The sequence below is a fragment of the Pseudoalteromonas sp. SG43-5 genome, assembly GCF_014164345.1.
Classification (GTDB): domain Bacteria; phylum Pseudomonadota; class Gammaproteobacteria; order Enterobacterales; family Alteromonadaceae; genus Pseudoalteromonas; species Pseudoalteromonas distincta.
On sequence record NZ_JACJFA010000014.1, the window covers coordinates 30,895 to 49,191 of the forward strand.

The 18,297-nt window shown below is 38.8% G+C and carries 17 protein-coding genes and 1 other RNA gene; 9 read left to right on the top strand and 9 right to left on the bottom strand.

The genetic code is table 11. The features are described from left to right. Positions 1–401: 401 nt before the first annotated feature. The 5 genes from petA (at position 402) to H5161_RS14280 (ending at position 4,147) form a co-directional block, all read left to right on the top strand. Positions 402–992, top strand: a complete 591-nt coding sequence (gene petA, locus H5161_RS14260; protein WP_002957962.1) for a ubiquinol-cytochrome c reductase iron-sulfur subunit — start codon at positions 402–404, stop codon at positions 990–992. Beyond that, complete coding sequence (locus H5161_RS14265; protein WP_002957963.1) at positions 992–2,257, top strand: cytochrome b N-terminal domain-containing protein; 1,266 nt, start codon at positions 992–994, stop codon at positions 2,255–2,257. Before petA ends, H5161_RS14265 begins: the two co-directional genes overlap by 1 nt. Further along, entirely contained in the window at positions 2,254–3,003 is a 750-nt protein-coding gene (locus H5161_RS14270; protein WP_002957964.1) for a cytochrome c1, read from the top strand. Before H5161_RS14265 ends, H5161_RS14270 begins: the two co-directional genes overlap by 4 nt. Before the next feature lie 80 nt (positions 3,004–3,083). Beyond that, positions 3,084–3,710 (top strand): stringent starvation protein SspA, encoded by a 627-nt coding sequence (sspA, locus tag H5161_RS14275; RefSeq protein WP_002957965.1) that lies wholly within the window; start codon positions 3,084–3,086, stop codon positions 3,708–3,710. Continuing rightward, positions 3,710–4,147 (top strand): ClpXP protease specificity-enhancing factor, encoded by a 438-nt coding sequence (locus H5161_RS14280; RefSeq protein WP_002957966.1) that lies wholly within the window; start codon positions 3,710–3,712, stop codon positions 4,145–4,147. Before sspA ends, H5161_RS14280 begins: the two co-directional genes overlap by 1 nt. A 58-nt stretch (positions 4,148–4,205) precedes the next feature. Here H5161_RS14280 and dolP read toward each other — a convergent pair whose 3' ends face one another. From dolP to H5161_RS14300, 4 genes are read right to left on the bottom strand one after another with little or no spacing between them, the layout of a single operon-like run. Then, on the bottom strand, positions 4,206–4,772 hold the full coding sequence (gene dolP / locus H5161_RS14285; protein WP_039485369.1) for a division/outer membrane stress-associated lipid-binding lipoprotein: 567 nt from the start codon (positions 4,770–4,772) through the stop codon (positions 4,206–4,208). Beyond that, entirely contained in the window at positions 4,765–5,358 is a 594-nt protein-coding gene (locus H5161_RS14290) for an SIS domain-containing protein (protein WP_002957968.1), read from the bottom strand. Before H5161_RS14290 ends, dolP begins: the two co-directional genes overlap by 8 nt. Positions 5,359–5,390: 32 nt before the next feature. Then, positions 5,391–5,762, bottom strand: a complete 372-nt coding sequence (locus tag H5161_RS14295; protein WP_182694726.1) for a YraN family protein — start codon at positions 5,760–5,762, stop codon at positions 5,391–5,393. A gap of 24 nt (positions 5,763–5,786) precedes the next feature. Continuing rightward, positions 5,787–7,664 (bottom strand): penicillin-binding protein activator, encoded by a 1,878-nt coding sequence (locus H5161_RS14300; RefSeq protein WP_002957971.1) that lies wholly within the window; start codon positions 7,662–7,664, stop codon positions 5,787–5,789. Positions 7,665–7,725: 61 nt separating this feature from the next. Between H5161_RS14300 and rsmI the strand changes: the two genes are divergently transcribed. After that, positions 7,726–8,583, top strand: coding sequence for a 16S rRNA (cytidine(1402)-2'-O)-methyltransferase (gene rsmI / locus H5161_RS14305; protein ID WP_154903851.1), 858 nt, complete (start codon positions 7,726–7,728; stop codon positions 8,581–8,583). Positions 8,584–8,624: 41 nt separating this feature from the next. Further along, an RNA gene (gene rnpB, locus H5161_RS14310) (RNase P RNA component class A) lies at positions 8,625–9,002 on the top strand. Between the two features lie 268 nt (positions 9,003–9,270). Here rnpB and H5161_RS14315 read toward each other — a convergent pair. Together H5161_RS14315 and H5161_RS14320 are read right to left on the bottom strand one after the other, a co-directional pair. Then, positions 9,271–10,425, bottom strand: coding sequence for a lipase family protein (locus H5161_RS14315; protein WP_182732814.1), 1,155 nt, complete (start codon positions 10,423–10,425; stop codon positions 9,271–9,273). A 32-nt stretch (positions 10,426–10,457) separates the two neighbouring features. Next, the gene (locus H5161_RS14320; RefSeq protein WP_154903853.1) at positions 10,458–10,988 is read right to left on the bottom strand and encodes a DUF6795 domain-containing protein; all 531 of its coding nucleotides are present in this window, start codon (positions 10,986–10,988) and stop codon (positions 10,458–10,460) included. Between the two features lie 320 nt (positions 10,989–11,308). Here H5161_RS14320 and H5161_RS14325 point away from each other — a divergent pair, with 320 nt between their 5' ends. After that, positions 11,309–11,647 carry a transposase gene (locus tag H5161_RS14325; RefSeq protein ID WP_259395014.1) on the top strand — a complete coding sequence of 113 codons (339 nt, stop codon included), beginning with the start codon at positions 11,309–11,311 and terminating at the stop codon, positions 11,645–11,647. 280 nt (positions 11,648–11,927) lie between these two features. On the opposite strand, the gene H5161_RS14330 is transcribed toward H5161_RS14325, so the two are convergent. Next, positions 11,928–13,007 (bottom strand): mechanosensitive ion channel family protein, encoded by a 1,080-nt coding sequence (locus H5161_RS14330; RefSeq protein WP_182769542.1) that lies wholly within the window; start codon positions 13,005–13,007, stop codon positions 11,928–11,930. 127 nt (positions 13,008–13,134) lie between these two features. Here H5161_RS14330 and H5161_RS14335 point away from each other — a divergent pair, with 127 nt between their 5' ends. Further along, on the top strand, positions 13,135–14,088 hold the full coding sequence (locus H5161_RS14335; RefSeq protein WP_182670939.1) for a YihY/virulence factor BrkB family protein: 954 nt from the start codon (positions 13,135–13,137) through the stop codon (positions 14,086–14,088). Between the two features lie 3 nt (positions 14,089–14,091). On the opposite strand, the gene H5161_RS14340 is transcribed toward H5161_RS14335, so the two are convergent. Further along, positions 14,092–14,976 (bottom strand): LysR family transcriptional regulator, encoded by an 885-nt coding sequence (locus H5161_RS14340; protein WP_182769543.1) that lies wholly within the window; start codon positions 14,974–14,976, stop codon positions 14,092–14,094. Between the two features lie 89 nt (positions 14,977–15,065). Continuing rightward, on the bottom strand, positions 15,066–18,170 hold the full coding sequence (locus tag H5161_RS14345) for an EAL domain-containing protein (RefSeq protein WP_182769544.1): 3,105 nt from the start codon (positions 18,168–18,170) through the stop codon (positions 15,066–15,068). Positions 18,171–18,297 lie beyond the last annotated feature (127 nt).

Sequence of the window (18,297 nt, forward strand, 5' to 3'; positions counted from 1 at the left end):
AAACACTCAGATAGCTGCAAAAAAGTTAAATAATTATCGTAATTAGTTTAAATCCATCAGTTAATTGGTGGAATTTTTTGCTACAATTGGCGTGGAAGTAAAATGAGTGAGTTTAACGACACTATGTACAGTTTTTACTGTTTCCTCTTAGTGGTGTTGATCTCGGTCAGTATATTGTTTTTACAGAAGCGTTATTATAGTCGTTCGGCTTTATTCTCGAGCTAGCTTAATCAAATTTTTGATCAAGTCAGGTTTATTCGAGCATGGGGCTTTGAATAACCTTGTTTTAATCAAGGGTTTTAATTATGATCGCTTCTATTTTAAAAATTTCGAATAATTAACCTGCTGTAACTGATGTTCTCAATATAGCAAGTGTTGAGAATCATAGTGGAGATAAGTGGATGAGCAATGCGCCTGTAGACAATGGCCGACGTCGCTTTTTAACCATAGCTACCTCTGTTGTAGGTGGTGTTGGTGCGGCTGGGGCTGCTGTTCCTTTTATTGCGTCTTGGAATCCAAGTGAGCGAGCTAAATCTGCGGGTGCGCCTGTAGAAGTAGATATCAGCAAACTTGAGCCTGGACAATTAATACGTGTCGAGTGGCGTGGTAAACCTGTATGGGTTGTATCACGTACCCCAAAAATGCTTGAGCAGATGAAAGAACATGAAGGTCAACTTCGTGATCCGCAATCGCAAGAGCCACAACAATTAGAATCATCAACAAATGATTACCGTTCATTACGTCCAGAAATATTTTTGGCTGTAGGTATTTGTACGCATTTAGGATGTTCACCAGGCTTTTTACAAGGTAATTTTGGTGAGAAAGTAGAAGGGACTGATGACGGTTTCTACTGCCCGTGCCACGGTTCTAAATTTGATATGGCTGGTCGAGTATTTCAATCGGTACCTGCACCATTAAACTTAGAAATACCACCTTATACTTTTCTAGATGACACCACTATTTTAGTGGGCGAAGAAAGAGGGGTAGCCTAATGTTTGGTAAGATTATTGGTTGGATAGACGACCGAATCCCAATGACACGTGTTTGGAACATGCACATTGCACAGTATCCAGCACCTAAAAACTTTAACTTCTGGTACTTTTTTGGCTCACTAGCCATGTTAGTACTGGTAAACCAAATCCTAACAGGTATTTGGTTAACGATGAACTTTGTTCCGTCTGCTGAAGGTGCTTTTGCCTCGGTAGAGTACATCATGCGTGATGTAGAATATGGCTGGTTACTACGTTACTTGCACTCAACAGGTGCATCAGCGTTTTTCATCGTTGTATATATGCATATGTTCCGTGGCATGATCTACGGTTCTTATCAAAAACCGCGTGAATTACTGTGGTTATTTGGTATGTTCATTTTCTTAGCGCTAATGGCTGAAGCATTCATGGGATACTTATTACCATGGGGCCAAATGTCGTTCTGGGGCGCACAAGTAATCATTTCATTATTCGGTGCTATTCCGGTTATTGGTGATGACTTAACACTTTGGATCCGTGGTGACTACGTAATATCAGGTGCAACGCTTAATCGCTTCTTTGCATTACATGTAATTGCACTACCACTGGTTATTGTAATCTTAGTTTTCTTACACATTGTTGCTCTACACGAAGTGGGTTCAAATAACCCTGAAGGTATTGAGATTAAACGTAAGAAAGGCTCAGTAGCTGAAGAAGATAAGCCTAAATTTAAATTCCACGAGTATTACACTAACAAAAAAGACATTGTTGATGCGATACCGTTCCACCCTTACTACACAGTTAAAGATATTGTGGGTGTGGTTGGTTTCTTAATACTGTTTTGTTGGGTTGTGTTCTTTATGCCGGCGATGAATGGCTTCTTTTTAGAAGGTCCAAACTTCGAGGCAGCTAACCCACTTAAAACACCTGAGCATATTTTCCCGGTTTGGTACTTTACGCCATTCTATGCAATCTTACGTGCAATCCCTGATAAGTTAATCGGTGTTGCGGCGATGGGTGCATCGATTGTAGTACTTGCATTACTACCTTGGATAGACCGTGGTAGAGTTAAATCGGTTCGTTACCGTTGTGGTTTCCATAAATGGAACATTGCAGGCTTTGTTGTAACTTTCGTTCTTCTTGGTTGGGTGGGTGCAACTCCACAAACTGATATGAAAACGATTATTTCTCAAATCTGTACTGTGACTTACTTTATGTTCTTCGTACTGTTGTTTGTATACAGTAAGAACGAAAAAACTAAGCCATTGCCAGAGAGGTTAACGAAATGATGAAGAAGCTTATTATTGGTTTATTTGCTTTATCAGTAAACTTGTTGCCTAACATGGTTATGGCAGCAGGTCCGTCGGTTCCTTTAATGGAAGCGAATAACGACCTTACTGATCAACCATCTTTACAACGCGGTGCAAAGTTGTTCATGAACTACTGTCTTGGTTGTCACCAAATGCAGTATCAACGTTATGAGCGTACTTTTCGTGATATCGGTATCCCAACAGAAGTTGGTTTAGAGCAGTTAATTTTTGACGGCTCTAAAGTAGGTAGCCATATCACCAACGCAATTACAAAAGACGATGCAGCAAAATGGTTTGGTGCGGCTCCGCCGGATTTAACTCTAATTGCACGTGTAAAATCACCAGATTATATTTACACGTACCTAAAATCGTTTTATAAAGATGAATCTCGCCCGTTTGGAGTTAACAATATTGTTTTTCCATCGGTAGGTATGCCTCATGTTCTTCAAGAACTACAAGGTTTACCAACGCCTATCACTAAAGAAGTAGAAGAACATGGCCACACTGTGACCAAAGTTATTGCTACTGAAACTGATGGTACGGGTGAATTAAGCGTAGATGAATACGACCAAGCGGCTCGTGATTTAACAAACTTCCTTGAGTACGTGGGTGAACCTTCACGTCTTGAATCGGAAGCGCTAGGTATTAAGGTAATAGGATTCTTAATAATTCTATTTATCTTGGCATTTATGCTTAAGAAAGAATACTGGAGAGATGTTCATTAACTTGAACATTTTTAAAGGTAATTTTGCAATAGGGGCTTAAGCCCCTTTTGCTGTTTTAGTTATTTAATGGAGGTATAGGCATGGCCGTAGCTGCCAATAAGCGCCCTGTAATGACCCTTTTTTCTGGTGCTAACTGTATGTATAGCCACCAAGTACGTATTGTACTTGCGGAAAAAGGTGTAAGTGTAGATATTCATTTGGCTGAAAAAGATAACTTGCCAGAAGCACTTCACGAAATTAACCCTTACGGCACAGTGCCAACACTGATTGACCGTGAGCTTGGTTTATACCAGGCAAACATCATCATGGAATACCTTGATGAGCGTTTTCCTCATCCTCCACTAATGCCTGTTTACCCGGTAATGCGTGGTCGTAGCCGCTTAATGATGCATCGTATTGATACTGACTGGTACAGCCTAGCTGACAAAATCAGTAACAACACGTCAGATGCTGCTCAAGCTCGTAAAGAGCTAACAGAAGCATTACTTGCTGTAGCACCTATTTTTAGCGAAGCACCTTACTTTATGAGTGAAGAGTTTAGCTTAGTAGATTGTTATTTAGCTCCACTATTATGGCGTTTACCAGAGTTTGGTATTGAGCTTAATGGTGCAGGTTCTAAAGAGCTTAAAGAGTACATGATCCGTTTATTTGAACGTGAGTCATTCCAAGCCTCTTTAACTGAAGCTGAGCGTGAGATCCGTTTATAATGACGCCTAATCGTCCTTATTTATTACGTGCTTTTTTTGATTGGATAGTCGATAACGAGTGTACACCGCATTTAGTGGTAGACGCTGGGTTTGCAAATGTACAAGTGCCAACACAGTTTGTTCAAGACGGACAAATTGTTTTAAACATAAGTCCATCAGCGGTCACACAGTTTTCGTTAGACTTAACCCAACTTAGCTTCAATGCGCGCTTTGGTGGTCAGCCAATGCAAGTGTACGTGCCTCTAGGTGCTGTGCTTGCAATATACGCGCGTGAAAATGGCGAAGGAACAGTCTTTACTGCAGATGAGTTTTTAGAGGACGAAGACGATTTTGTGCCTGAGCTTGAAAGTGTTGATTCATCAGCTGAATTTATTGATGAAACACCACCAGAAAAGCCACAGAAGAAAAAAGGCTCTCATTTACGCGTTATTAAATAATAAGTAAATGCAAAAAAAAACCGCTTAATAAGCGGTTTTTTTATGTCTGTATTTTACTTTACATATATTCAAATACTTTAATTACCCGCTCTACGCCAGATACATTTCGGGCAATGTTTACAGCTTGAGTAGACTCAGAGTCAGATACTAAACCCATTAAAAATACTTCAGCGTTTTCAGTAACTACTTTAATGTTATTACTGCTAATGTCTTTTGCTGTTAGTAGCTGAGCTTTTACTTTAGATGTTAACCAAGAGTCATGCGTTTGTGTAGTAATGCCAATATTTGAGCCAATACGAATTTGGTTATGTATCTTACGAATACCTGAAACGCCCTCAATGGTACGCTGTGCTTCGTTTCTCATTTCTTCATTAGATACTTGGCCTACAAGTAAAACAATACCGTTAACGCTTACAGCGCTTATATTGGCAAACTTTTCAAGGCGTTCTACTTCGCTAAGTGCAATACTGGCTTTTATTTCAATATTGTTATCGTCAATTTGAGAGCCAATGGTACGGCGATCGTTCGCTGCAGTTACTGCACTGGCTGTACCTGCAACAACAGCAGCTGCGCAGCCTTGTAGTAATACAACAGTACCTAAAACAATAAGAGAGCGTTTAAACATAATTTTCATCCTGAGGGAAAAGCGTTAAATCAACAAGTTCGCTTAAACAATGTAAGTTAACTAAATGGGATTCGATAATGCGGCTAGGGCGTTTAGATGGCGATCTAATTTCAACATCGTTAGGGCCAAGTAGGCCAACCAACTCGCCACCATCATCACCAACCATAACTATGACCTTCATATCTTTAGTTAGTGCTGCTTCAACGGCAGAAATAACATGCTTTTCGTTACCGTTAATAGCCAGTACGAGCAATAAGTCGCCTTGCTGGGCAAAAGCGCGGACTTGACGAGCAAATGTATCGTGATCGTCTACCTGGGTACTTTGCCCAAGATTAACGTTTTCTTGCGATAGAGCGATTGCCGGCAAACAAGGACGCTCGGTTTCATAGTGATTAACCAATACACCCGCCATATGCTGAGCGAGCATGTGGCAATTTGCAGTACCGCAGCAAATGAGTTTATTTCCGTTGATCAGACTTTGTGCAATAGTAAATGCAGCTGACTCAAGCGCACTAGGTAGCACTTCACCAGCAGCGATTTGAACTTGAATGCTTTCTGTAAAAATTTCTTTAATTGTGTCTTGCATAGCCTACCAATAATTTATCTTTGTATTTGCGTTTAAAATACATTTTTAAGCCAATTAATATTAGGAGATGCTTCTCCTGTAATGGCTACATAATCAATTCTTAGTGCTTGGTTAGTTAAATTTTTAGCTGCTAAGTAATGATAAATACTACGTTTTAATCGAGCTTGTTTTTGTGGGCTAAGTGCATAGTTGGCACCGCCACGGGCATTATTTTTGCGAAACTTGACCTCAATGAATACAAGGGTGTCGCCTTCTTTCATAATGACATCAAGCTCGCCAAAGGGGCAGTAATAATTACGTTCAATGGGTGTTAAGCCCTGAGTAACTAAGTATTTTTGCGCTTCAAGCTCATAATACTGGCCTTTTTCGCGACTATTTTGCCACAGCTCTTTAAACCACGACATGCCGCCCCCTTAACTTAATAAAGTTTAATTTATAGTTTGTATATCACCCGCTGATTGCATAAACAATGGTACCGGGCGTTGTGTTTCTAATTGCACAGGCTTAATGCGACGGTTTGTATATTGAGCCCAGTCGAGCATGCGTTCTATATGGCCGCTGGTATTAACAGACAACTTACCACTTAAACCACTATATTGATTGCCTGGCATTACGCTTAACTGTCTAATGTCATGTAATATTGATACAGCATCGTACGCCATTGCAAATAAGCGTTGGCTAATATCAATTTGCTCAGGCCATAGAGAGTTGTACTGCTGGCGTAAATTATGTTGTTTAATTTGTGAATCAAGCATCCACGGTAATTCTGTGAAGTATAGGCCGTCTAAGTCGCCTTTGTCTGTACTGTCAATTTGTTTACTATGACTTTTAGAGCTTGCATAAAGTGGGATACGATCAGCAAATGTACTGACGTTTACATCAAGGTAAGGTTTAATTAAGCGAGTTTCTATGGCATCACCCAAAATATAAATAACGTCTATATCACTGCGTGAACGCGTTTCGTTTTCTACTTCTTGCTTAAATAATGCTTTAACTGTTTGTATGCGATCTTTTGACTTATCAACTTCTAATAAGCTGGTAATTGTGTTTGGCATATCTTTTTTATCGTTATAAAAACCGATTTGTGGCTTGGTTTCGCTGTAGCGTTGCCACTGTAGGTTAAAATAATCAACTAAACGTTGGCCATTTGCATTATTTGGCGCAAGCAGCATAGGCTTTTGATAGCCCTTAGTTAAAAAGTGTTCCAGAGCTTGTTGTACTTCGTGCTCAGGGTTCAATGCAAAGTAATAATGCTGAAGCGAAATGCGCTCACCATCAAAGGTGTTTAAATGCAGTACCGGAGTATCAATAAGAGTTTGTGCATTGGCTAGTTTATCAATATTTGCTTTAAGTAGAGGACCAATTACAAAATCAGGCTTTATTTCTTCAAGTTGCGCTGCGATTTCCTCAGTGCTTAGGTTTTCATCAATAAAAATAGTGTCGTTGATAGTTTGCGTATCAAGTGCAGCTAACACACCCGCTTTAAGCGCATCACCTAAGCGTTCGTTAGGGCCTGATTGTGGAAACAACACAACTAAACGCTCTATATTAATAGGGGCGAGCTCAGTAAGCATTTCGTCTTGTTCAGGTAATACAGAAAAAGCCGGATGCCCAATATAGCGCCTGCGCCAATTATTAATTGCTTGGTCTAGCTCCACGCCACTACTTGCATATACTTGATAGTATAGACCAAGGTTTACCCAGCCTTGCTGGATAACCGAACCACGGTTAAAACGTTCAAGCGCATATGAAGAGAGCTGTTTTAAGTTATCCCACAAATTTTGATTGAGCTGAGGGATTTCTATATTGTTTTTTGTAGCTGTTTCAGAAGCTCTAAAGAAATAGGGGGCAGCTTTTTTTGGAAAATTTTGCGATGCATAAATACTGGCTGTTAAAAACTGATGCCAAGCAAAATGCTCAGGTTGAGTAAGTTGTCCGTCTAGCGATTGTAAAATCACCAAAGCTTGATCATTCTTATTCTGTTGTTTTTGTGCAAATGCAATATAAAGACGGTTTTGGATTTGATCAACACTTGCGGTTAATTCAAGCTCATTACCAATTTTCTCTAACAAAGGCCAATTTTGCTCACTAATTGCAGCATCACGGGCGCTATACAATAACTGTATTTTATCGGCACCTTGGCGGTTTTGCGCCAATTGATAGATAGATTGCGCACTGGTTGCCTGATTTTGCAGTGCATTAGTGCGGTTACTTACGTTATCGCTGTTTTTAGTTGGTTTTTCGGTTGTGCTACACGCCGATAACCCTGACAATATAATTAATAGACTAACTAGTTTAAGTCGCACAATGATTTCCCAATACGTTAACGCGATTTGCTTATATTACTGACTGACGCAGGAGACCTCAATGTTAAATGAGGAGAATTCACAGAAAATTGGCACTCTTTACATTGTTGCCACCCCAATTGGCAATTATGACGACTTAAGTCACCGTGCCATTGCGACATTATCGCAAGTTGACTTAATAGCTGCTGAAGACACTCGCCATACCGGCAAGCTACTTAGCCACTTTGGAATTAAGGCAAAAACGTTTGCATTACACGACCACAACGAAAAGCAAAAAGCACAACAAATTATTGATCAACTTAATCAAGGTTTAAATATTGCTTTAGTATCTGACGCTGGTACGCCACTAATTAGTGATCCAGGCTACGCGGTTGTAAATCTATGTCGTGAACAAGGCGCTCATGTTACACCTGTTCCAGGTGCATGTGCTGCAATTACAGCAGTATGTTGTTCAGGCTTACCAACCGATCGTTTTCAGTTTATTGGTTTTACGCCAGCTAAAAGCAAAGCTCGCCAAGACTTTTTTACCGAAGCTGTTAACTCAGGTATTACCAGCATAATGTACGAAAGTACGCACCGTATTATGGCAAGCCTTGATGATTTAGCACTAGCTCTTGGTGATGAGCAGCAAGTTGTGTTTGCTAAAGAGCTAACCAAAACCTTTGAAACATTTTTTAATGGTAGTGTAAGTGAGCTTAAACAGTTTTTAACAGATGATCCCACTAAGCAACGCGGCGAAATTGTATTAATGTTGCCGGGCAAACCAAAACTAGTAGACGATGTTCCACCAGAAGCGCGCAAAATGCTGGCACTGCTTGAGAGTGAAATGCCAATGAAAAAAGCCTGTGGCGTTGTTGCTGAATACTTTGGAATGAAGAAAAACGCTTTATACAAAACAATTATTGAAGAAAAAGAGTAAATTTTACTGCGCTTGGTATTAGCCTCATGTATACTGCGCGCCGAGTCAGCCAAGATGATCGCTGCCTGTGACGAAAATGATCAGGGGGAGGAAAGTCCGGGCTCCATAGGGCAGAGTGCCAGCTAACGGCTGGGGGGCGTGAGCCCACGACAAGTGCAGCAGAGAGGAGACCGCCAATCTCGATTGGTAAGGGTGAAAGGGTGCGGTAAGAGCGCACCGGGCCGCTAGTAATAGTCGGTTGCAAGGTAAACTCCACTCGGAGCAAGACCAAATAGGGTTCTATCATTTTAAATAATGAACGCGTGGCCCACGTGAGAACCGGGTAGGTTGCTTGAGCCATAGAGCGATTTATGGCCTAGACGAATGATTATCACTTTCTTCGGAAAGGACAAAACCCGGCTTACCGGCTGACTCACTCATTCAATAAAAAAGCCCGCAGTTAACGCTGCGGGCTTTTTTGTGCTTGTAAATTAAGGCAAGTAATTAGTTTTTGGCTATCTGTTTGCAGTACTCGTTAGAATTTCAACAAAGAGTGATAACCGGGCAGTGAGAAATTATGATGTATGAAGTCAAGATTTGGCCCCGTTGGCTTTTGCACATTGGCTTTTGTTAAATTTCACATAACACTAACAGCTTTACTTGTTAATAAAAAACCGCCATTTGGCGGTTTTTTTGTATAATTTCATTTTAGGAAGGTTTTGCTAATGCTATCGCTTCACCCGCAAGTGCGAAAATATTTTTAAGCATTAATTGTAAAATATGTCTAATCGAAGCGTAAGTAAAAGAAATTACCTTAAATGGATAGCCACAAAATGTTAGTATGTGCCCTAAAATCCCTTTTATATCTTTGGTACAGTTTTTAGAGAAGTCAATGCTATCAGCTAATGCTTTAGCTATCTGATCGTAGACTGTGAGAGCGTTCGATAAATGATTTTGTATCGCATATAGCTTACCAGTATCACGTAAATGAGTTATTAAAGCTGCACCAATTTTCCTAGCCCATTTAGACGTGCGGCTACATTCGAGCCGTCTATCATAATCAAGCCTTACCTCTTCTTGAATTCGTTTTTCCATTCCTTTGTTGATAGCAGAGTAACTTTTGAAGTTGCTTGCTGTATGTAAATATCCTGGCGTCTCATTAGTCATACTATGTGCTTTTGGAGTAATAGTGGCAGCACCGTGTAAAATATATTCTTGTTCAGTATGCATAAATGGCCACACAGGCACTAAAGGAACTGGATCTGCGGCATGTACGCAACGATAGATGTTGTTATCTGTTGCGGACTCTGTTTTTACAGCAAAGCTATTATAACCAACGCGCGGCGCACCAAAAGTATATAATTTTACATTGGCACCGAAACGTTGCTTTAGCCAGTTAGCAGCTAAGTTTGCTAAAGCCCCACCTAAACTATGACCTACAACATGAATGTTTAACTTTTTCTTAGTGCTTTTTTTAAAGTATAGTTCTAACTGATTTTTGAAAGAGTTAAATGTATGGTTAAAGCCTGCATGTACAGGTTGATTATTACTACAAGTACTTAAGCCACAATGTAAATCAGTGACAACATCACGAACTTTAGCCGTGCCTCGTAAAGCTAAAACATAATCATCTTCATCTTCATATGCTCCTTTCTTACCCTCTGCAATGCAGCCAAAATTGGTCGAGTGGTTAAAAACTCGTTCGAGAATAGAACCACTTACACCTTTTATAGATTCTGATTCGAATGAAAATAAAGAGCTAATTCTTTCAAAATATGGATTAGCTCTCAAGCCTCTTTTGTCAAGGCTTTCGTATGAGATAGCTGCAAAATTAGCAGCTATTGCAGGGCTTAAAACATTCATTAATATTTCCTTATAATTTAGTTTTTGATTTATTAATTATTATCCGTTTCAATTTCTGAAAGGTCAAAATAAGCATTTTGTTCCACTACTTCAAAATCATCAGACCAACGACAAATACTTAAAGCCTCAAATTTATAGCCTTCAGTTTTCTTATTCTGAAATTTAAAAAGAACCTTTCCATTAGAGATGTCGGCTATTAATTGCCTTAACTTTCTTGCATATTCCTCTCGATATTTAACGCCTGATAATCTAGAACCCCAAAGGCAATATTCTTCATTATTGTAGGATAGATAAATAGCTTGAGAAGTGAAAATCTCAGCAAGTGGGACTGCTGGTTGATTAGAACGGATATTAATTTCAGGTAATGAGAAGCCCCCATTATTATCCGTGTAAGTGAAATCTTCAACACTTTTACCATCAGAAAAATTCAATACTCTCTCTATTTTTACATTCGATAAAGGTTTGCCTTTTTCACTAGCTTGGCCTTTTACCTCAGGGCACAAGTGCACTTTGTAAGCACCAATATGATTACCAAACTTTTTAAGTGTTGTTAAAAATGACATAAACAAGAAGCCTTAAAAATAGGCTGTGAATTTTTTGTGGGGAGGCTACATGATTCCCTTGCAAACTTTAATATTCACATGCCTTTGTAAATAGATCTCATATGATAAACAAGCTTATATAAAGTACAATAGTTAAAACTTAAGATGTATAGATAAAGCGAGAGATAAAGCTGGGCGCGAAGAAAATGACTTTGAGCTAAGGTCATTAATATAAAGGTAGGAGGGTGTTAACTGCTTTTTAGCGATTCGGCAGGGTCAAATCTTACCTTCATACATCAATGATCTAGATTTATAGTTTATTGCTCATTGAGTTTATTATTATGGCTAGACCACTACGAATAGAGTATGAAAATGTGTTTTATCATGTGATGAATCGCGGAAGAGGGCGTGAAAACACCTTTTTGAGCGATGACGATTCTAAGCATTTTTTATACTGCATTGAGGAAGCCAGTTTTCGTTTTAATATTGAAGTGCATTCGTATTATTTAATGACCGATCATTACCACCTACTAATAAAAATCCCTGATGCAAACATGGGCAGAGCCATGAAACATATTAATGGTCTCTATACGCAATATTCTAATAGAACACATAATACAGATGGTGAACTGTTTAGAGGTCGATACAAGGCGGTGTTGGTGGATTGTAGTAGTAACTAGACCAGACTAGCTGTGGGCATCTGACCAATGAAGTAAATTTAAATCCAGAGAAAAAAGAAGCAATGCGGGCGGCATAAAATTTTATTTGATGCGACAACTAACTTGAAAAACTCCGCAAACAAAGGGCAAAAGTCGATTAATATCCTATAAAGCCTTTTGCCTTTTCATAAGATACTTCCTAACCAGCGTTAATATATATTAGCGTTGATTACTTATTTTGCTTATTGGGTCGAGAGTATTAATATTGAGCTAAATACTAATATATACAACTTCAGCATTATTAAATAATATTTTTACCTTGTTCTGGATCTCGAGATTGCTCTGCTTGTTCACGTATTTCGTCGGTATCACTGCTCACATCATCAAGTGTTTTAGTTTGCTCAACAGTTTCACTTTTTTCGCTTTGCACTTGCGGTGGTTGTTTTTCCTCTAAATTAGAAACATTTTCACTAGGGTCGGTGAGTATAATTCTTTCTCGTGCGTCATCAGGCATGCTGATGTTTTGTTTTGTGAACTCATTGACTAATTCGCGCATAAGCTGGGAAGCTACTTTTAATGGACTGTGCTGCTCGCTATTAACCCAAAAATACAAAACGAAGTTAATAGTAGATGAGCCTAAGTTTTTTATTAAAACCTGCGCAGGTGGATCGCTAAGCACCGCATTTTGTTGATTGGCAATATCTAGGGCGAGGGTTTGTGCGCTGCGTATATCGTTATCATAGCCAATACCAATTTCTACTTTTCCGCGCATTTTTGGATTGGCAGTCAGGTTTTTAATAGTATTTTTATATACCGTTGCATTGGGTATTTGAATATGATTGCCATCATAATCAACAAGTGTGGTTGCTCTTGCGGTTACTTTTTTAACAACACCTAAACGATTGTCTACTTCAATTACATCGTCGATTTTAAAAGGCCTTTGTATGCTCAGTAATAAACTAGCGATAAAGTTCTCAGCTATGTCTCTAAAGGCAAAACCTAATATAAGTCCTATTAGTCCCGTGCCACTCATAATGGCAACAGCAAACTCGGTAAGCCCTGCTAAACGCAGGAATAAGTACACGCCAAATAAAATAATTAAAGTGCTTATACTGCGCCTTACAACTAGATGAACTAGTTTACTGTCAGTCATGTAGTCAACAGGCTTTATAAGCAATCGAGAAAGTGGCCCTGCAATTAAATAGCTTAATGCTAAAAGTATTATACCGAGTAATAGTGTGGGTAATATTTGCGCTGTTGCATGAAGTAATTGCACAGCTTGTTCATGAAAAAACTGCCACGTAAACACATCGCCTTGAAAACTTTGCGTGCTGGGAGGCGTATTGTTTAAAGCTATAATGTTTGATTGGCTACTAGGCATGGCTTATCGTCCGTGTTTGGTTTTTATAATCGCTAATATTAGGTAACAGCAAGTTTAGTACCAAATACTTTATTTAACTTGGCAAACATTTTGCTGTAGTAATGTAATACAAATATTGAGGTTTAGAATGAAAGAAGCTAAACGAGGACAGCAAGCTGAGCAGCCTGGTCATATCCCTTTTATAGGTTGGTGGGATATTGTTAAGCGCATTTTTAAGCAAATGAGTGAAGATAACTTATCTATAGTGGCAGCGGGTGTGGCATTTTATGCGTTACTTGCTATTTTTCCGGCCATTGCGGCGATGGTATCTGTGTATGCGTACTTTTCATCCCCCGCAGATATTAGTGATCATTTAAGTAAAATAGTTACTTTGCTCCCACCAAGTACCAGTGAACTAATTTTATCTCAGGTTTCTAGCCTTGCAAAAACATCAAGTGCAAGCTTGAGCTTAAGTGCAATCGGTACGCTTATACTTACTATTTGGAGTAGTTCTAAGGGCAGCCAAGCACTTATTACTGCGTGTAATATTAGTTATCGTGAATATGAAAAACGTTCATTTTTTAAAGCTCAATTAGTACGCTTTTTATTTTCGGTAGGGGCGATTGTTGTCGCAATTTTTGCGTTATTAATTATTGGTATTTTACCTATTGTACTTAATTTAGTGGGACTAAAAGAAAGTATAGATTTATTAATTAAACTCATCTCTTGGCCATTATTAGCTTTTACCTTTAATTTTGCATTGGTACTTTTATATCGTTATGCCCCACATCGTAAACCGGCCAAATGGCGTTGGATCACGATGGGTTCGTCTATTGCTACTGTACTTTGGATTTTGGCATCTATAGGTTTTTCTTTTTATGTGTCGCGTTTTTCTAGTTACAACGAAACTTACGGCTCACTAGGTGGTGTAGTGATCATGTTGATGTGGTTGTATATCAGCGCTTATATAATCACATTAGGTGCTGTTATTAATGCAGCTACTGAGCAGCAAACAGGTAAAGACAGTACTATAGGCCCAGCTAAAGAGCGTGGGCAGCGAGGCGCCTATGTGGCAGATCACCTCGATGTAAAAAACGAATAGCTATTAGCTAAAGTTAGTGAGAGCTATAAGCTGCTCTTTAAACTCTTGTGCTGCAGGACCAAGCCTGTCGTTGTCGTTGCACATTAAATATAAATTAAGGGTACGGGTTGTACCTTGGTCTAAATTAAGTGGGATGAGCGTTTTATCTTCAATTAAATGTGCTATTTGTGTTTTTGGCAGCCAAGCGTAACCCAAATTTTGACTAACCATATCAATAGAGTTGCGTAAATGGCTGACTGTCCAGCGCATATCAGCACCTAACCAGCCATCATTGTGACTGGTGTGGGTTGCTGAGTCGCGAACTACTATTTGCCGGTGTAGCTTTAAATCGCGAAAGTTGAGTTGTTCAGTTTGTTGGTGTAATACATGGTCTTTATGCGCAACGGCTATAAACTCTATATCGCATAACGTACTGCAACTAATTCCATAGATAGGGATTGATGAAATGGCTAAATCAACCACTGAGTTATGTAGTAATTCGTTTGCACCGGTTAGCACGCTTTCTACTAAATCAATCTTTAAAAGCGGGTAAAGTTCACTCGTGTTAGCAAGTGCCTGGTATAAAATGGTGTGTGGAAAAACCTCATCAACAGCTATTTTTAACGTGCTTTCTACGCCTTCGCTTAGTGTACTTGCTACCGATTCTATTTTAGTTGCTTCTTCAATTAAAAATTCAGCTCTGCGTAAAATAAGCTTACCGCTATCGGTTAAAAATGCTTTACGACCTTTTACTTCAAGCAACTTAATTTGCAAGGCGGCTTCAAGTTTTTGCACTGCATGGTGTACGGTTGACTGACTTTTATGTACAGCTGCGCTTGCGCCTGCGAACCCGCCATGATCTACAACAGCTTTAAACATTCGCCATTGCTCTAATGTTGCTTTTGCCATTTTAAAATCCTGTTACTACTTTATATCTGATTGCTTAACTTGACCGCGCAGACGCATTATTTATTGCGTAACAGTTATTTTTTGTCTAATTATTTTAACAAAGCTACTTTTTTATCCGCTAGAAGTGCCATAAAACTGCTTTTATTTAAAGGTTTTGAAAACAAATAACCTTGTCCGTAATCGCATCCAGCTTCCAGTAATAGCTGCATTTGCAATTTAGTTTCAATTCCTTCGGCGATTACTTTTAAGCCTAGTTGATGCGCCATAACAATTATAGCTTCACACAGTGCAAGTTCTTGACTGCCTACTTGGATATTATCAACAAAACGTTTATCTATTTTTAAATAATCGGTATCCATTTCTTGTAAGTAAGCGAGTGACGAATATCCTGTACCAAAATCATCAAGGGCAAGCTGCATACCTGATTTTACTATTTCTTTTAAGCGACGTCGCGTTAATGCTTCGGGGTTAATCATTAGGCCTTCAGTTATTTCTGCCACAATTGAGGATGCAGGTAATTTTGCAGCTTTTAGCATATCGTACCATTCATCTATACCACTCTCTGGCGTGGATAACTGCACTGGCGACACGTTTACACTTATTTGAAAAGTGTCATCGGTTAGGGTTTTTATATCGTTAAGCGTTTGCAAGGTTTGAGCAAATACAAATTGGCCAATTGCATTTATTTGCCTAGTTTCTTCAGCAAGAGGAATAAATGCGACAGGGCTAATTAGGCCTTTTTCGGGATGTTGCCAACGAATAAGTGCTTCAGCTTTATGAATATGTAAATCATTCAAAGCAACAATGGGCTGATAAAACAACTCAAACTGTTCAAGTTCAATGGCACTTCGTAAGTCTTTTAATAGCACCATGCGCGCGTGTGCATATTCGCGCATGTCAGCAGAGAAAAATTCAAAACAGTTACGACCATTACTTTTTGCTTTATACATAGCCTGATCGGCTGCCTTTAAAAGCTGTTCAGTATTTTCACCATCATTAGGGGCGCATGCTATGCCCATGCTGGCGCTAATAAATAACTCTTCGTTTTCAAGATGCAAAGCCGACGATAGGCTAAGCAAAATATTACTGGCAATTTGATTAATATGACGCGTACTTTTTATACGATTAAACACAATAACAAACTCATCACCACCAATACGTGCCACAAACTCAGCATTTTTTGCCGACTGGACTATACGCTGAGATACGAGTTTTAATAAGTTATCACCATAGTGATGGCCTAATGTGTCATTAATATCTTTAAAGTGATCTATATCTAAAAGCATGACAACCAATTGATTGTCGGGAGTAACAACGTTTGAAAATCGTTGATTTAATCGCTCCTTTAACTCTAGACGATTTGGTAAGTCAGTTAGGTGATCATAGTGAGCTTGTCGCCAAATTGTTTCATCGGCTTGTTTTTTCTCAGTGAGGTCTGTGAATATCGCGATTCGACGAATAGGTGCTTTGTTTGTATCATAAACCGTATCGATTGTGAGCCACTCAGAGTAAAGCTGCCCGTTCTTTTTACGGTTAATAACCTCGCCTTGCCAGCGGCCTGTTTGCTGTAATTCAGACCACATTTTATTGTAAAAATTCTTATCATGTTTTCCTGATGAAAGAATTGAAGAGGATCGCCCAATAACTTCTTCTTTATTATATAAAGTCGTTTCGCAAAACGCAGGGTTTACATCAAATATTATACCTGCTGGATCGGTGATTGCCATGCCTTCACTACTGTTGTTATATACTAGCGAGGCAAGGTGGAGTGCTTCTTCATTTATTTTTCGTTGTGTTATATCTCTTAGCACAACAACGTATTCATTTTTACTTTGCATTGCACTAATACGCGCTTCAAAGCTGCGTTTAGGATCTGATTTTTCGAGTGTAAATTCTAAATTACTCGAAACATCAAGCTTAGATAACTGCGATAACAAAAGCTGAACATTGCTGTGTGAAAGTATTGATGATAAATGAGGTACTGCAGTGCTGTTTGGGTTTACTTGAGGCTTAAATTGCCCCGTTATGTTGAGAATATCGCCATGGATGTTAATTCTAACGTAACTGTCGGGTAGAGTATTAAGCAAGCTGGTAAGCTCATCGTGCTTGTTTTTTAAATTAGCCTCGGCGGTTAACCTAGTTTGCGCCATTGATTTAAAGCGCTGATAGAGAGTATTTAGCTCTGGATTATTTGGCTGTGTATTTTGTGACGGCATTTCGCCCTTAGCCAACACGTTTGTTGCATTTGTTAGATTATTAATTGGGTCGATAATGCTGGTTTTAAGCAGCTTACGTGCAATTAAACATAGCACTAGCAGTGATAAAATAAACACACCAATCGCTATAAAAAAATTATTATTTATTTGCTTTAAAGCATGCGTAATAGGAAGTGCAATATGTATATTTAAGCTGTTATTACTCGGATCTTTATAAATAATAGAGTGATGAAGCATTCGATCTTCACCCTCAATAGATTTTATTTTTGTTGATGCCTCATTATCAATCGAAGAATCAGTTGCTAATAAAGTCTTTGCAATATTATCGCCAAGGGCTGCAGTTGTTGGTGGGTAACGCGCTAGAATTTTTCCATTAGAATCAGCGATTGCAGCAACAGAGCCAGTCGGCAGTTCAATATTATTAAAAGCATTGTTCCACCAGTCAAGCGCAACAACGATAACTACAACGCCCTGAATTACATTTTTTTTATTAATGATAGGCAACGCAAAGTTAAGGGTGTTTTTTTGCAAGTTTCTATCGTGCTGAAAATAACCTACCGACAATTGGTTACTTTTTAAGGCATTTTGAAAATACGCACGATCTGCAATACTTATTGTTTTGGTTAATCCGCTTGTTGTACACATAACAATGCCATTTGGATCTATAATCCCGATATTGGCAACATGGGCATAAATAGCTCTAAATTGATTAAAATAATTAGGGCAGGACGTTGCTATATTTTCTTTCTTACTTTCCTCTTTAGCCAAATAACGCGCTAAACGGTCAATATCATCGACTAAGTGCTTTTGCTGTAAAATTAATTGCTTAGCAATGTTTTCTACTTTTTTTTCACTTTGCTCAATAGAGTGGTGGCGTTCAAGCAGCAGAGTAAAAATAATTACAGCGGTGCCCGGAATACTTAGCAATATAAGCAAACGATAAAGCTGATGTTTGAGAGAATAAGTAAAAATAACCATTCCTTAGTTTCGTATTTTGCAATAACAATTGTAGCCAAATTCACTCCAAATAACCATAGTAATTATAAGGTTGAAAATGTAACCAATGAATCAATGTCGTTCTATTTTTTAGAACCTTAAGCTCGAT

What these genes read in the sequence shown, in the direction of transcription:
- petA (WP_002957962.1), top strand. Translation starts at nt 402, where the DNA reads ATGAGCAATGCGCCTGTAGACAATGGCCGACGTCGCTTTTTAACCATA.
- H5161_RS14265 (WP_002957963.1), top strand. Translation starts at nt 992, where the DNA reads ATGTTTGGTAAGATTATTGGTTGGATAGACGACCGAATCCCAATGACA.
- H5161_RS14270 (WP_002957964.1), top strand. Translation starts at nt 2,254, where the DNA reads ATGATGAAGAAGCTTATTATTGGTTTATTTGCTTTATCAGTAAACTTG.
- sspA (WP_002957965.1), top strand. Translation starts at nt 3,084, where the DNA reads ATGGCCGTAGCTGCCAATAAGCGCCCTGTAATGACCCTTTTTTCTGGT.
- H5161_RS14280 (WP_002957966.1), top strand. Translation starts at nt 3,710, where the DNA reads ATGACGCCTAATCGTCCTTATTTATTACGTGCTTTTTTTGATTGGATA.
- dolP (WP_039485369.1), bottom strand. Translation starts at nt 4,772, where the DNA reads ATGTTTAAACGCTCTCTTATTGTTTTAGGTACTGTTGTATTACTACAA.
- H5161_RS14290 (WP_002957968.1), bottom strand. Translation starts at nt 5,358, where the DNA reads ATGCAAGACACAATTAAAGAAATTTTTACAGAAAGCATTCAAGTTCAA.
- H5161_RS14295 (WP_182694726.1), bottom strand. Translation starts at nt 5,762, where the DNA reads ATGTCGTGGTTTAAAGAGCTGTGGCAAAATAGTCGCGAAAAAGGCCAG.
- rsmI (WP_154903851.1), top strand. Translation starts at nt 7,726, where the DNA reads ATGTTAAATGAGGAGAATTCACAGAAAATTGGCACTCTTTACATTGTT.
- H5161_RS14315 (WP_182732814.1), bottom strand. Translation starts at nt 10,425, where the DNA reads ATGAATGTTTTAAGCCCTGCAATAGCTGCTAATTTTGCAGCTATCTCA.
- H5161_RS14320 (WP_154903853.1), bottom strand. Translation starts at nt 10,988, where the DNA reads ATGTCATTTTTAACAACACTTAAAAAGTTTGGTAATCATATTGGTGCT.
- H5161_RS14325 (WP_259395014.1), top strand. Translation starts at nt 11,309, where the DNA reads ATGGCTAGACCACTACGAATAGAGTATGAAAATGTGTTTTATCATGTG.
- H5161_RS14330 (WP_182769542.1), bottom strand. Translation starts at nt 13,007, where the DNA reads ATGCCTAGTAGCCAATCAAACATTATAGCTTTAAACAATACGCCTCCC.
- H5161_RS14335 (WP_182670939.1), top strand. Translation starts at nt 13,135, where the DNA reads ATGAAAGAAGCTAAACGAGGACAGCAAGCTGAGCAGCCTGGTCATATC.
- H5161_RS14340 (WP_182769543.1), bottom strand. Translation starts at nt 14,976, where the DNA reads ATGGCAAAAGCAACATTAGAGCAATGGCGAATGTTTAAAGCTGTTGTA.
- H5161_RS14345 (WP_182769544.1), bottom strand. Translation starts at nt 18,170, where the DNA reads ATGGTTATTTTTACTTATTCTCTCAAACATCAGCTTTATCGTTTGCTT.